Annotated in this window: 9 protein-coding genes and 8 pseudogenes; 2 read left to right on the top strand and 15 right to left on the bottom strand. The window is 68.7% G+C overall.

Annotated elements, in window-relative coordinates:
* Positions 1 to 232 precede the first annotated feature (232 nt).
* Together FQ389_RS18130 and gatC are read right to left on the bottom strand one after the other, a co-directional pair.
* A pseudogene (locus tag FQ389_RS18130) lies at positions 233 to 476 on the bottom strand (Asp-tRNA(Asn)/Glu-tRNA(Gln) amidotransferase GatCAB subunit A); the annotation flags it as partial.
* A complete protein-coding gene (gene gatC, locus FQ389_RS20260; protein ID WP_260860744.1) occupies positions 473 to 772 on the bottom strand; it encodes an Asp-tRNA(Asn)/Glu-tRNA(Gln) amidotransferase subunit GatC in 300 nt (99 codons plus the stop codon). The pseudogene FQ389_RS18130 and the gene gatC, both read right to left, overlap by 4 nt.
* A 58-nt stretch (positions 773 to 830) precedes the next feature.
* Between gatC and FQ389_RS22560 the strand changes: the two are divergent.
* Positions 831 to 912, top strand: a pseudogene (locus FQ389_RS22560) (amino acid-binding protein); the annotation flags it as partial.
* A gap of 43 nt (positions 913 to 955) precedes the next feature.
* On the opposite strand, the pseudogene FQ389_RS22555 reads toward FQ389_RS22560, so the two are convergent.
* The 6 genes and pseudogenes from FQ389_RS22555 to FQ389_RS13105 form a co-directional block, all read right to left on the bottom strand.
* Positions 956 to 1069, bottom strand: a pseudogene (locus FQ389_RS22555) (MMPL family transporter); the annotation flags it as partial.
* Between the two features lie 173 nt (positions 1070 to 1242).
* Positions 1243 to 1779: pseudogene (locus FQ389_RS13125) on the bottom strand (MMPL family transporter); the annotation flags it as partial.
* A gap of 103 nt (positions 1780 to 1882) precedes the next feature.
* Positions 1883 to 2227, bottom strand: coding sequence for an MmpS family transport accessory protein (locus FQ389_RS13120; protein ID WP_186296416.1), 345 nt, complete (start codon positions 2225 to 2227; stop codon positions 1883 to 1885).
* Positions 2140 to 2517, bottom strand: a pseudogene (locus tag FQ389_RS13115) (TetR family transcriptional regulator); the annotation flags it as partial. The gene FQ389_RS13120 and the pseudogene FQ389_RS13115, both read right to left, overlap by 88 nt.
* A 36-nt stretch (positions 2518 to 2553) precedes the next feature.
* Positions 2554 to 4638: an NAD-dependent DNA ligase LigA gene (gene ligA / locus FQ389_RS13110; protein WP_144208300.1), complete on the bottom strand. Its 2085-nt coding sequence runs from the start codon at positions 4636 to 4638 to the stop codon at positions 2554 to 2556.
* A gap of 73 nt (positions 4639 to 4711) precedes the next feature.
* The gene (locus FQ389_RS13105) at positions 4712 to 5740 is read right to left on the bottom strand and encodes a uroporphyrinogen decarboxylase/cobalamine-independent methonine synthase family protein (protein WP_144208297.1); all 1029 of its coding nucleotides are present in this window, start codon (positions 5738 to 5740) and stop codon (positions 4712 to 4714) included.
* Between the two features lie 97 nt (positions 5741 to 5837).
* On the opposite strand from FQ389_RS13105, the pseudogene FQ389_RS13100 reads away from it, so the two are divergent.
* Positions 5838 to 6479: pseudogene (locus FQ389_RS13100) on the top strand (sensor domain-containing protein).
* Positions 6480 to 6492: 13 nt separating this feature from the next.
* Here FQ389_RS13100 and FQ389_RS13095 read toward each other — a convergent pair.
* The 7 genes and pseudogenes from FQ389_RS13095 to FQ389_RS13065 form a co-directional block, all read right to left on the bottom strand.
* On the bottom strand, positions 6493 to 6789 hold the full coding sequence (locus FQ389_RS13095) for a hypothetical protein (protein ID WP_144208294.1): 297 nt from the start codon (positions 6787 to 6789) through the stop codon (positions 6493 to 6495).
* 109 nt (positions 6790 to 6898) lie between these two features.
* A complete protein-coding gene (mnmA, locus tag FQ389_RS13090) occupies positions 6899 to 7975 on the bottom strand; it encodes a tRNA 2-thiouridine(34) synthase MnmA (protein ID WP_144208291.1) in 1077 nt (358 codons plus the stop codon).
* Entirely contained in the window at positions 7972 to 9150 is a 1179-nt protein-coding gene (locus FQ389_RS13085) for a cysteine desulfurase family protein (protein ID WP_144208314.1), read from the bottom strand. The genes mnmA and FQ389_RS13085 overlap by 4 nt, the downstream gene beginning before the upstream one ends.
* A 39-nt stretch (positions 9151 to 9189) precedes the next feature.
* Positions 9190 to 9980, bottom strand: a pseudogene (locus tag FQ389_RS13080) (lysophospholipid acyltransferase family protein); the annotation flags it as partial.
* Between the two features lie 34 nt (positions 9981 to 10014).
* Positions 10015 to 10885 (bottom strand): annotated as a pseudogene (locus FQ389_RS13075) (GNAT family N-acetyltransferase).
* A gap of 162 nt (positions 10886 to 11047) precedes the next feature.
* Positions 11048 to 12004, bottom strand: coding sequence for an electron transfer flavoprotein subunit alpha/FixB family protein (locus FQ389_RS13070; protein ID WP_144208289.1), 957 nt, complete (start codon positions 12002 to 12004; stop codon positions 11048 to 11050).
* A gap of 36 nt (positions 12005 to 12040) precedes the next feature.
* A complete protein-coding gene (locus tag FQ389_RS13065; RefSeq protein WP_144208287.1) occupies positions 12041 to 12832 on the bottom strand; it encodes an electron transfer flavoprotein subunit beta/FixA family protein in 792 nt (263 codons plus the stop codon).
* Between the last annotated feature and the right edge of the window lie 184 nt (positions 12833 to 13016).

Raw genomic sequence — 13016 nt, 5'->3', positions numbered from 1 at the left:
GGATACCGGGAGGCTGCAAGTGGGTCTGGAGAGGCCGACTTGAGGAGCTTCTGGGCCCGGAGAGGCCGCCGGAAGGGAAAAACTGGGCCTGGAAAGGCCGTTGTGAGGAATGAGCCCCATGGGCCTGAAAAGGCCACTGGCAGGCGGGAGCTGGGCCGGCCGGAGCGGCGGGGGGGCCGGGGCTTGGGGCGCGGGGGGGCGCCGGCGGGAGGGGGGCGGGGGGGGACCCCGCCTTAAGGGGCCGGGGGGCCCCGGCCCGGGGCGGGGGGAGCCTGACCCCCCGCCGACACCGCCGCATCGACCGCGGCCGCCGCCGCCAGCGCCTCGTCGGCAGCGACATGCAGGAACGCACCGTAGCGGTCGTCGCTGGCCGCGATCCGGTCCAGGTGAGCCTGGGTGATCTCGACCGAGGACACCTCCTTGGCCACCACCTTCGCGGCCAGCGTCGCGGCGTCCGAGCGGATGATCTCGTTCACTCGCGGTCCCCCAGGATCTGCGGGACCGCGAACCGTCCGTCGACGGCCTCGGACGCGGCGGCCAGCGCCTCGCGCTGCGTCAGGCACGGCCTGAGCGTGTCGGGGCGGGTGACGTTGACGCTCTTAAGCGGATTGTCGGTCGCTTCGACGCCGGTCACGTCGACCGCCTGGATCTGGCTGACGTGGGTCAGGATAGCGTCGAGTTGGCCGGCGAAGCTGTCCAGCTCGGTATCGGTCAGCGCCAGCCGGGCCAGCTTGGCCAGGTGCGCGACCTCGTCGCGGGAGATCTGGGACACGAGCGAAAAGCCTAACGGGGCTGAAATGCCGCGCGCGGCACTGTGCAACAGTGAGCGCGTGCCGTCGTATCTGTTGCGCATCGAGCTGCTCGACCGCCCCGGAAGCCTGGGGCGCGCTGGCCGTTGCGCTCGGCTCGGTGGCCAAAACCAGCGCACCAAAAGCTTTTCGACAGAAGGCGTCATGAATGACCGCGCGATCAGTATGTCTAACAACAAACCGAGGCCGATCGTGGTCCCGATCTGGCCGAGAACCTGGAACCCGCTGAACACGAACGCGCACGTGGTGACCGCGAACACGATGCCCGCCGAGGTGACCACCGAACCGGAGCCGGCCGGGTGTCGTAACTAGTCTTGTAGCCGGGCAACGTGATCAGGCCCACCAGGGCCAATGCACTCGCCGCCGCGGGCACCACGCCGGGCCAGCACACAATGGCGGTGCGGACCAGCCGCCAGCCGCGGGTTCGTATCGCCCGTTTGGGGTCTATGCCCACCTTAGCGCCCAGTGCCAAGATCGCCGGCCCCAGGGTCAGCGCGGCGAACAGCGCCACCAAGATGCCCAAAGCTGCTGGAATGCCCAGGCCTTGGAAGTAGGGCAGCCGGGTGAAACTCAGACACGCCACGGCACTGGCCACTGTGAGCCCCCGAGCCCAGCACGATGTGGGTGGTGCCGCGATACATGGTGTAGAATATGGTTTCGTGGTCCGGCCGGTCGCATAAACCTTGACGCCGAGGCGGGGCCGCAGGTGGTCGATAATGTCGCGGATGGCTCCGACGCCCTCATTGGCCAGCGCGGAGCCCTGGTTGCCGGCGAGGTTGACCTGAACATAGGCGGCCTTGCCGTCGCTGCTTCTGGGATCTGGTTCTGGGATCTGGCCGCGGTCAGCGTGTCGCCCCAGAGTCCTGCACGTGCTGAACGTGTTTACGTCCTGCTCGATCTTGCGGATCATCTCGTCGTAGAACTTGTGCGCGTCCACACCGAGCGTCTTGTCACCTTCCAAGACGATCATCGCCGTGCTGTCGGTGTCGAACTCACCGAACTTTCCCCGATACGCTTGATCGCCTTGAGCGACGGGACATTAAAGTGTAGGCGTCGACCTTGTGGACGGTGCGCTAGTCTTTGGCCACGCCGTTGACCGTCATGCGGCACCAGAGCGTGTCGCCGTCGCCCTGGACGACGAGCTCCGTCGTGGTGATGGTGAACGACCAGGGCAGCGGCGCGTCCTTGACTTGCTGCGGTTGGGCGTTTACATCAAAGTAGTTGATGGTGGCCACCGCCCCCGGCGCTCCGAAAACCTTGAGCACCACCTGCTCGGAGTTGAACGGGACGATCTCGTTTTGGACAGGCCGCTGTTGGAGAATTGCTCCTACAGCGCTTCGTTGAGCGCGGGGCGGTGCGACACCTCCACCATCACCGCGCGGATGGTGCTGACGTGCTGGCGGCCATGCTCGCTGCAGATCTCGCCGAGGCGGATCAGGTTCGCCGCGCAGCTTGCCGGTGTTGGGTACGACCGCCACCTCGCGCACCCCCTCGATGAAGGCGGCCAACACCAATTCGGCGTTCGACGGCCAGCGCCGGTACACCGTGGCCTTGCTGGCCCGAGCGGCGGCGGCCACGCCACTGTCAGCTGGTCATAGCCGTGCTCCTGTAGGAGCCGCAGGGTGACCCCCGCCAGCAATTCGGCCTCACGCGGAGACGGAGTCTCCGCCGTGTACGGCTCGACGGTCTGGGTCATAGCACCCACCATAGATGCGCTTTCTGTGTTGGGCCCAGTACCTGGCTGTTATTCCGGCTCCGGTGCCACGTCCGGGCCCTCGTCGAGCAACCGCTGGAATCCGTCTTCGTCGAGGATCGGCACGCCCAGTTCGACGGCCTTGTCGTACTTCGAGCCCGGCGCGTCGCCGGCGACAACGTAGCTGGTCTTCTTCGACACCGAACCGGCCGCATTGCCGCCGCGCGCCACAATCGCCTCCTTGGCGTCGTCGCGGGAGAAGCCGGTCAGCGAGCCGGTGACGACGATGGTCAGACCCGCCAACGTGCGCGGCATGCCGGCGTCTCGCTCGTCGGCCACCCGGCCCCCGGCCGCCCGCCACTTCTCGACGATCGCGCGTTGCCAGTCGACGGAGAACCATTCGGTGACCGCGGCGGCGATGGTGGGGCCGACGCCCTCGACGGCGGCCAGTTGCTCGGTCGTCGCCGACGTGATCGCGTCGAGTCTGCCGAACTCGGTGGCCAGGGCGCGCGCGGCCGTCGGACCGACATGCCGGATCGACAGCGCCACCAGCACCCGCCACAGCGGCTGCGCCTTGGCCTTGTCCAGGTTGGCCAGCAGTCGCTTGCCGTTGGCCGACAGCGTGCCGGCCTTGGTGGTGAACAGCTCGGTGCGCAGCAGGTCGTCCTCGGTGAGGGCGAACAGGTCGCCCTCGTCGGCGATCACGCCCGCCTGCAGCAGCGCGATGGCCGCCTCATAGCCCAGCCCTTCGATGTCGAAGGCGCCGCGGCCGGCTAGGTGAAACACCCTCTCCCGCAACTGCGCCGGGCAGAATCGGGAGTTCGGGCAGCGGATGTCGGCGTCGCCTTCCTTGGCCGGCGCGAGTTCGGTACCGCACTCGGGACAGTGCGTGGGCATGACGAATTCGCGTTCGGTGCCGTCACGCAGATCGGCGACCGGACCTAGCACTTCGGGAATCACGTCGCCGGCCTTGCGAATCACCACCGTGTCGCCGATCAGCACGCCCTTGCGTTTGACCTCGAAAGCGTTGTGCAGGGTGGCCATTTCGACGGTCGATCCGTCCACCTTGACCGGTGTCATGACCGCGAACGGCGTCACGCGCCCGGTCCGGCCCACGTTGACCCGGATGTCGAGCAGCTCGGTCTGCACCTCCTGCGGCGGGTACTTGTAGGCGATCGCCCAGCGCGGTGCGCGCGACGTCGACCCCAGCCGGCGTTGCAGGGCGACATCGTCGACTTTGACCACCACGCCGTCGATTTCGTGCGCGACGTCGTGGCGGTGCTCGCCCCAGTAGGCGATGCGCTCCAGCGCACCGGCGGCGTCGGGGACCTGCGTGGTGTGCTCGGAGACGGGCAGGCCCCAGGCGCCGAGCGCCAGGTATGCCTCGTGCAGGGTGACCGGGCGGAATCCCTCGGCGTGCCCCACGCCGTGGCAGATCATCCGAAGTTTGCGGCGCGCGGTCACTGCGGGGTCCTTCTGGCGCAGCGAGCCGGCGGCGCTGTTGCGGGGATTGGCGAACGGTGTCTTGCCGTCCTCGACCAGCGCAGCGTTGAGCGCCTCGAAGTCGGTGACGCGGAAGAACACTTCGCCGCGCACCTCGAGCACGCTGGGAATCGGGTAGTCGTCGCTGGACGTCAGCCGTTCCGGGACGTCGTCGATGGTGCGCGCGTTGTTGGTGACGTCTTCGCCGGTGCGACCGTCCCCCCGGGTGGCGGCCCGCACCAGCCGGCCCTCGCGGTACACCAGGGCCAGCGCGACACCGTCGATCTTCAGCTCGCACAGGAAGGGCACGTCGCTGCCCACCTCCGCGTAGATGCGCGCCACCCACTGGTCGAACTCCTCGGTGCTGAACACGTTGTCCAGCGACAGCATCCGCTCCAGATGTTCGGCGGAGGTGAAATCAGTGGCGAAGCCCGCACCGCCGGCCAGCTGAGTCGGCGAATCGGGAGTGCGCAGCTCGGGATGCTCATCCTCGAGGGCGGCCAGCCGGTGCAGCAGCTGGTCGAAGTCGGCGTCGGAGATGACCGGCGCGTCGCGCACGTAGTAGCGGAACTGGTGCTCGCGCACCTCGTCGGCGAGTTCACGCCACTGCCGCCGGATCTCTGGTGGGACGGGGTCGGCCTCGGTCGAACTCACCCCTGCAGGCTATCGAAGCGCCCCGACAACGGTCGCTCGCGGCGCCTCCCACCGGCGCCGCCACACCGCCCGGTCAGGCGATGACGTCGGGGTTCTCGGCAAACACCTCGGCGGCTTGTCGGGCCAGCCCGATCGCGGTGCGGGCCCACTGCGGCGTCGCCGCGGCCAGACCGCACGCCGGCGTGACGCCGATCCGCTCCCGCAGCACCGAGCGAGTGAAGCCGAGCCGATCGGTCACCCCGACCAGTGCGGTGGCCACCTGTTCCGCCGAGAGCGGGCGCATCGGGGCCGTGCCGGCCACGACGCCCAGCAGCACGGTGCGACCCGCTTCGACGAACCCCGCGATCCCGTCCAGGTCGGCGGCCGTCAAGGTCGCGGCGTCCACCGACACCGCACCAATACCGCTGCGCCCCAACAGCTCCCACGGCAGTTCGGGCGCACAACTGTGCAGCAGCACGTCGTCGCCCAGCGTCGCCGTGCAAGTGTCGAGCAGCGTCTCGGCCACCGCTTCGTCGAGCGCCGCAACCGGGCTCAGCGCGGTTACCCCGCTCAACAGGCCGCCCAGCGCCGCCGGCAACGACGGCTCATCGAGCTGCACCACGACCGGGGTGTCGAGCCGCCGCGACAGCGCCGTGCTATGCGCGGCGATGCCTTCGGCCAGCGAGGCCGTCAGGTCCCGGACCGCACCGGGATCGGTGATCGCCCGGTGGCCGTTGGCCAGCTCCAGCCCGGCGGCCAGCGTGACCGGGCCGGGGGCCTGCACCTTGACCACCCGCCCGCCGCCGAGCACCCCAGCCGTCTCCCAGGCTTCCTCCAGCGCATCTATGTCCTCTTCGAGAAGACTGACGGCCCGCCGGGTCACTGCGCCGGGACGGGCCGCGATCCGGTATCCGCGGGGCACGGTGTCGATCGCGACGTCGATCAGCAGCGCACCGGCGCGCCCCAGCAGGTCGGCGCCCACTCCCCTGGCCGGCAGCTCCACCAGGTGAGCCAGCGCGCCCGCCAACTCGCCGACGACAACCTCCGCCGCCGGCCGGGCAGCGGTGCCGGGCCATGATCCCACGCCGGTGACCTTGGGCAGGATGTCGGCGAAAACACTCACGGGCCAACCGTATTCGACGCGGCATCCCGGTTCGCGGGCCAGGGGTGTGTGATGATGCCGCCGGGGCTAGGCTCGAGACTTAGAGGGGTGCAAAACGGTGGGGCGCAGGGCACAATTCGCGGGACCGCTACTGACGTGCGCAGCGGTAGCACTGACTGCGGCGTGCACCCGGATCGTCGACGGCTCGGCGATGCCCGGATACACCGGCGGGGCCCGGGGCACGGCGTCAACGTCGACATCATCCTGCTGGACCAGGAGCGGATGCGCGCGATCACCGGCGCCGGTGAGCACCTGACGATCATCTCCTCGATGGACGGCAGCGCCCCGGTCGAAATCGAGGCGCTGGCCGGTACCACGCCGGCGGCCTGCCGGTTCCTCTACGCCGAGACCGCGACGTTCGGGCCTGACCTCGAGGAATTCCACAAGATCACCTTTCAGGATCCGCCCGACGGCGCGCTGATCTCTGAGGGCGCCGCCGCCTACCGGGACACGGCCACCGCGCAACGCGCCTTCGCCGCGCTGGTCTCGAAGGTCACCGACTGCGCCGGCGGCGTCGACAGCCGCGCGTTCGTGGGCAAATGGTAAGGCCGGCGCCGATTCGTTGCACCTAGGGCCCGGCTGCTGCGGCCGCGACTACCGGCAACTGTCGGTGGCCCTGCTGGAAGTGACGTTCTGCAGCTTTCCGCAATCGGTCTCTGACATCGTGATGACCAACATCACCGCCAACATGCCGCACTAGATTAACGTGAAAGTTATTCTTCAGCAGTAGTTTTCACCAGTTCTCGGTGGTCACCAGTTCGAAGTTCGGATGCCCGTACTCGATCCACATCGCGACGTGCAAGGGCGGTGACCGCGACCGAGACCGCCAGCGCGTCTACGCCGGACGCAAACCCTTGCTGCCCACGGCTTTTGACCTGTCGCATGCTAATGAGGGCCAGAACACTGCTCAGGATCGGGCTGGCATACATGCCCATGATACTCAACACAAACGCCGCAACGGTCAGGCTGTTGTTCTGCATCGCTTGCACCGTAACCTGGTTGTCGCTCATCCTCGCTTGTTCCCTCCCGCTCCGGGTGATCAGACTGTCGAGACCCATCGTCTCCACGAAAGCTTGAAGAATTCTTGGAACGCGGCGAGCGCGGGCGGCCGAGCGCCAGTCAGCGGGAAGTACCGGCGATGGTGGCGCTGCCGAGCACCTCGTCGCCGGCCGAATCCGGGCGGTACAACGCCACCGTCTGCCCGCGTGCCACCCCGCGCAGCGGGGTGCGCAGCCGGACGGCGAGCGTCTCGCCGACCAATTCGGCCACCGCAGCGACGGTTTCGCCGTGGGCCCGCGCCTGGACCGTGCACTCGATGGGACCCGTGGGTGCGGTTCCCGAGGTGAACACCGGTGCCCGGCCCGTCAGGGCCTGCACTTCGAGGTCGGCGGCGCTGCCCACGTGCACGGTCGAGGTGTCGGCATCGATGGCCGTCACGTAACGCGGCAGGCCGTCGGGTCCCGGCCCGGCGATGCCCAGGCCCTTACGCTGGCCGATCGTGAAACCGTGCACGCCGTCGTGCGTGGCCAGCACCTTGCCGTCGGTGCCGACCATGTTCCCCGGGCGCACAGCGATGCGCTCGCCCAGGAACGCGCGGGTGTCCCCGGACGGGATGAAGCAGATGTCGTGACTGTCCGGCTTGTCCGCGACCGCAAGCCCCCGGCGCGCCGCCTCCGCGCGGATCTGCGGCTTGGGCGTGTCACCGACCGGGAAGGCGGCGTAACGCAACTGCTCGGCGGTCAGCACAGCCAGCACGTAGGACTGGTCCTTGTCCCGGTCGACGGCACGGCGCAGCCTCCCCTGTGACAGCCGGGCGTAGTGGCCGGTGACCACCGTGTCGAAACCGAGCGCCACCGCACACGCGGACAGCGCGGCGAACTTAATGCGCTGATTGCAGCGCACGCACGGATTCGGCGTTTCGCCACGCTGATAGGACGACACGAAGTCGTCGATCACGTCTTCGGCAAACTTCTCGGCGAAATCCCAGATGTAGAACGGGATTCCGAGTACATCGGCGACGCGACGCGCATCCGAGGCGTCTTCCTTGGAGCAACACCCCCGCGAGCCGGTGCGCAGCGTGCCCGGCGCCGATGACAGCGCCAAGTGCACACCGACCACGTCATGGCCGGCGTCAACCATGCGAGCGGCGGCGACCGACGAGTCGACGCCACCGCTCATCGCGGCAAGAACTTTCACCCGGACGCCCCCGCGGCGGTCATCGCTGCTCGCCGAGCGCGCTCGACCGCCGCGGGAAGCACCCGCAGCACCTCGTCGATGTCGCCGTCAACGGTGGTGTGCCCCAACGACAGTCGCAGTGATCCACGGGCGGTGGCGGCGTCGTCGCCCATCGCGATCAACACATGCGAAGCCTGCGGGACGCCCGCGGTGCACGCCGACCCTGTCGAGCATTCGATGCCGTTAGCATCCAGTAGCATCAGCAGCGAGTCGCCGTCGCAGCCACGGAAGGTGAAGTGCGCGTTGCCCGGAAGCCGCTTTTCGCGCGACCCGTTCAAGCGGACGTCGCCGATCTCGGCCAGCACGCCATCGACCAGCCGATCGCGCAGCTCGCGCATCTGGGCGCTGTTGGCCTCCAGGCCGTCCACCGACAACCGGACCGCCGTCGCCATTCCCACCGCGCCGGCGACATCCGATGTTCCGGAACGGATGTCGCGCTCCTGACCTCCACCATGCAGCAGCGGTACACAGGCCACGTCCCGGCGCAGCAGCAACACGCCCACCCCCACCGGACCACCGAACTTGTGCGCCGCGACGCTCAGCGCGGACAGCCCGCTGGCGGTGAAATCGACCGGTAGCTGCCCGACCGCCTGCACGGCGTCGCTGTGCATCGGAACGCCGAATTCGAGGGCGACGGCGGCAAGCTCGGCGACCGGCATGACGGTGCCGACCTCGTTGTTGGCCCACATCACCGAAACCAGCGCCACGTCGTCATGGCTGTGCAGCGTCTCGCGCAGCGCGGCCGCGGACACCGATCCGTCCGGGGCGGTCGGTAGCCAGCTCACCTCGGCGCCCTCGTGCTCGACGAGCCACTGCACCGAGTCCAGCACGGCGTGGTGCTCCACCTCGGTGGTGACGATGCGGCGATGCCGCGGATGGGCGTCGCGGCGGGCGCGGTAGATGCCCTTGACGGCCAGGTTGTCGCTCTCGGTGCCGCCGGTGGTGAAGATGACCTCCGACGGGCGGGCCCCCAGCCGGTCCGCGATCAGCTCGCGGGACTCCTCGATGCGGCGCCGCGCCGCCCGGCCGCTCGTGTGCAGCGACGAGGCGTTGCCGACCGTGCCAAACGCGGCCGTCATCGCCTCGACGACGGCGGGGTGCATCGGGGTGGTGGCGGCGTGATCCAGGTAGACCATGACGCGCCCCACGATACCCGGGCCCCGCAAAATTCCTACGCGACCAGCGCGTGACGTCGGGCCCGGGCGCCGCGTCACCCCGATGCCCACGGCGTGCTGGCTGCGCCGGGCCAGCGCCCGCCGATCGTTGCCCGGCAGCTGTAGCGATTCGACGTGCAGGTGTGCCAGGGTGCGGCACTGGCTAATCAGCCGGAGGATGGCCGCCCCAGGGTGTCCTGCCCGACGAAGGCCGGGGTGGTCGAGATCAGGCCGTCGACCTGGTGATAGGTCAACCGGAGCGGCTGCACCGGGCGGCCGGCGTCGATCGCAGCCTGGAACATCGCCGGATAGAACGACACGCAGGCCACGCCGCACCAGGTGGTCCCCTCGGGGAACGCGACCACGGTCTGCCCGGTGCCGAGCCGGGCCGCCACGGTGTCCACCACGCCGGGCAGCCGGCGCAGGCTGGCGGCTCGATCGGAATGATCTTCAGCAGCCGGGCCCAGGCCCCGTCGAACAAGTCGGCACGGGCCACAAACCAGCCGGGCAGCACCACACCGATGGCGAAAACGTCCAGCCAGGAGATGTGCGTGCTGACCACCAGGACGCCGCGCAGGTTCCGGATCGGGGCCCCGACACGCTGATGCGCACCCTGAGATAGCGTAGCAACGTCCGGCAGTAGAACTGCCGCAGCCGCATCTGGCCTGGCACCGGGATCAGTGCGCCAGCGGCAGCGCCGGCACGATCAGCAGCGTCAGCGTGAGGCGCAGCGTCACCCGCAGTGCCACCAGCCACCGCGGCGATGCGGGGCCGACACTCACACAGGTGCTGTCGCACGTCGAGCGCGGCATCCAGGCGTGGGTGGTGGCGACGACTGCGGGGCGGTCATCGGGTGCCGCTGGCCATCTCGCTGCTCATCTGCGAGGCCGCCGATACCGACCGCAGCCGCCGCAGATATCGGGTATCGGCCTGGCTCTTGGCGAGCATGACGCAGAAGTCGCCGACGCCGAAGTCGGGGTCCAGGGCCGGTTCGCCACAGACTTTGGCGCCCAGCCGCAGGTAGCCGCGCATCAGGGCGGGCATCGCCAGCCGGGCCGGCGGCGCGAACTCGTCCAGGCTCTTGCCGTCCACGACCAACGACCGATACGGGGCCACCCGATATTCCGGCGGCGCGGCGTGCCGGCTCAGCACGAAGACGCGCACCCCGCGCAACTGTCTGCCGGGCGGCTGGACGGCCGGGTCACCCGCCTCGCCGCAAGGTCGCACCGACACGCACCCGACCACGTGGTCGTACTGGTAGCGGTCCAGGTAGGCCAGGATCCCGGCCCACATCAACAGCACCACCGCGTTGTTGCGGTGCCCGTCGCGCACCGCCGCCCGTCCCATCTCCACCAGCGAGGGCCGCAGTGGGTCGAGCGCCGCGAGGTCGAATTCCGTCGCCGTGTACAGCCCCCTGGCCGCGATGGCGCCCGCCGGCGCCAGCATGCGGTAGCCACCCCACCAATTCGCCGGTGTCGTCGTCGCGGACCAGCAGGTGATCGCAGAATTCGTCGAAGCGATCCGCGTCGCGGTCCCCGGCACCGCTTTCCGGCAGCACGAAGCCGGGCGTGGTGGTGAACACGTCGTAGCGGAGCCTTTGAGCCGCCTCGACGAGGCTGGGGTCAGTGGACAGCAACAACGAATAGCGTGGCCCGCCGGCGCTGGCTGCCGCCCCATTCGGTTTGTCGCTCGGGATCAGAACAGAAGCAATACTCACGGGAACAAGGTCGCGCAATCGAGGAGCGAATCGGCATCGACGCTATGACGTGTCGGTGCACGTCAGATGACGAATACGGTGCTCAACGCCCGCCGCGGGCCGCCCGACCACAGCAAACGCCCCCGACACGTGGGCGCCGGGGGCGTTACGCACAAGAGCGGATCAGCCCTTGCGGGCCTTGATCGCCTCGGTCAGCTGGGGAGCCACCTTGAACAGGTCGCCCACCACGCCGTAGTCGGCGATTTCGAAGATAGGTGCCTCTTCGTCCTTGTTGACCGCGACGATGGTCTTCGAGGTCTGCATGCCGGCCCGGTGCTGGATCGCCCCGGAGATGCCCAGCGCGATGTAAAGCTGCGGCGACACCGTCTTACCGGTCTGGCCGACCTGGAACTGGCCCGGGTAGTAGCCGGAGTCGACCGCGGCACGGGAAGCGCCGACGGCGGCACCCAGCGAGTCAGCGAGTTCCTCGACCACCTTGAAGTTCTCCGCACTGCCGACGCCACGGCCACCGGACACCACAATGGTGGCCTCGGTGAGCTCCGGACGGTCACCGGCGACCGCGGGCTCGCGGGACGTGACCTTGGTGGCGTTCTCGGCGGGTGCCGGCACCTCGACGGTGACCTGCTCACCCGCGCCGGCCGACGGCACCGCGTCGACCGCGCCGGCCCGCACAGTGATCACCGGGGTGTCGCCGTTGGCCTGCGCCTCGACGGTAAACGCGCCACCGAAAATGGAATGGACGGCCTTGTTGCCTTCCTTGACCTCGACCACGTCGACCAGCAGGCCCGAGCCGATACGGGCGGCGAGCCGGCCCGCGATCTCCTTGCCGTCGGCGTTGGCAGCCAGCAAAACCGCTGCCGGAGAAGCGGATTCGACCAGTGAGGCCAGTACGTCGACGACCGGGGTGATGAGGTACTTTTCGACGTCGTCGGATTCGGCGATGTAGATCTTGGCGGCGCCGGCCTCCTTGAGCGCATCGGTCAGGGGCGCGGCGGTGCCCAGGGCACCGACCACGACGGCCGACGGCTCACCCAGAACGCGGGCGGCGGTGATCAATTCGGCGGTGACCTTCTTCACCGCGCCCTCAGTGTGCTCGACGAGCACCAGTACTTCAGCCATGGGTTATTCCGCTCTTCTCGTTTATGGGGGTCGACGTCAGATGATCTTCTGGGCCACCAGGTATTTGGCGATCTCGTTGCCGCCTTCACCCTCGTCGGTGACCTTCTCACCCGCGGCCTTAGGCGGCTTCGGGGTCGAGGACAGCACGGACGATCCGGCGTTGGCCAGACCGACCTCATCGGACTCGACGCCGATGTCGGCCAGGCTGAGGACCGTAACCTCTTTTTTCTTGGCGGCCATGATGCCCTTGAAGGACGGGAAGCGCGGTTCGTTGATCTTCTCGGTGACGCTGACCACCGCGGGAAGCGTTGCCTCCAAGGTGAAGACGCCGTCGTCGGTCTCCCGCTCGCCGGTGACCTTGTCGCCCTCGATGGAAAGCTTGCGCAGGTGAGTCAGCTGGGGCAGGCCCAGGTACTCGGCGATGACGGCCGGGACCGCACCGCCGGTGCCGTCGGTGGCCTCGTTGCCGGCGATGACCAGCTCGGTGCCCTCGATGGTGCCCAGCGCGCGCGCCAGCGCCCACGCGGTCTGGATCACGTCGGAGCCGTGCAGGCCGTCGTCCTTGAGGTGAACGGCCTTGTCGGCTCCCATCGACAGGGCCTTGCGGATGGCCTCGGTCGCCCGCTCGGGGCCCGCGGTCAGCACGGTCACCGACCCTTCGCCGCCTTCCCGTTCACGGATCTGCAGGGCCTCTTCGACGGCGCGTTCGTTGATCTCGTCCAAGACCGCGTCGGCGGCCTCGCGGTCAAGCGTCCAGTCGCCGTCCGTCAGCTTGCGCTCCGACCAGGTGTCTGGGACCTGCTTGATCAGGACCACGATGTTCGTCATGAGTGTGGTTCGTCCTCCTTGAAGGAGCCTCGCGGCAGCAGACCACGAGACTTTCAGTAGCCGTTTTGCAACGCACGATTATGTTACTTCTCGGTAACTTTGTGCGACCTGCCTTCACACCATAGCGGGTCGTACTGCAGGTTTTTGCGGGCCGCCCCTCCCCGCGACCGGGGTCTACCCCGCC

The sequence above is a fragment of the Mycobacterium tilburgii genome, assembly GCF_902168065.1.
In the GTDB taxonomy this organism is placed as follows: Bacteria; Actinomycetota; Actinomycetes; order Mycobacteriales; family Mycobacteriaceae; genus Mycobacterium; species Mycobacterium tilburgii.
The sequence above is the reverse complement of the archived record's forward strand: the minus strand, read 5'-3'. Positions and strand labels throughout refer to the sequence as shown.

Bases quoted from the DNA above. Each gene is read 5' to 3' on its own strand.
- FQ389_RS13085 (WP_144208314.1), bottom strand. From the start codon at position 9,150: ATGGTCTACCTGGATCACGCCGCCACCACCCCGATGCACCCCGCCGTC.
- FQ389_RS13070 (WP_144208289.1), bottom strand. From the start codon at position 12,004: ATGGCTGAAGTACTGGTGCTCGTCGAGCACACTGAGGGCGCGGTGAAG.
- FQ389_RS13095 (WP_144208294.1), bottom strand. From the start codon at position 6,789: ATGAGCGACAACCAGGTTACGGTGCAAGCGATGCAGAACAACAGCCTG.
- FQ389_RS13065 (WP_144208287.1), bottom strand. From the start codon at position 12,832: ATGACGAACATCGTGGTCCTGATCAAGCAGGTCCCAGACACCTGGTCG.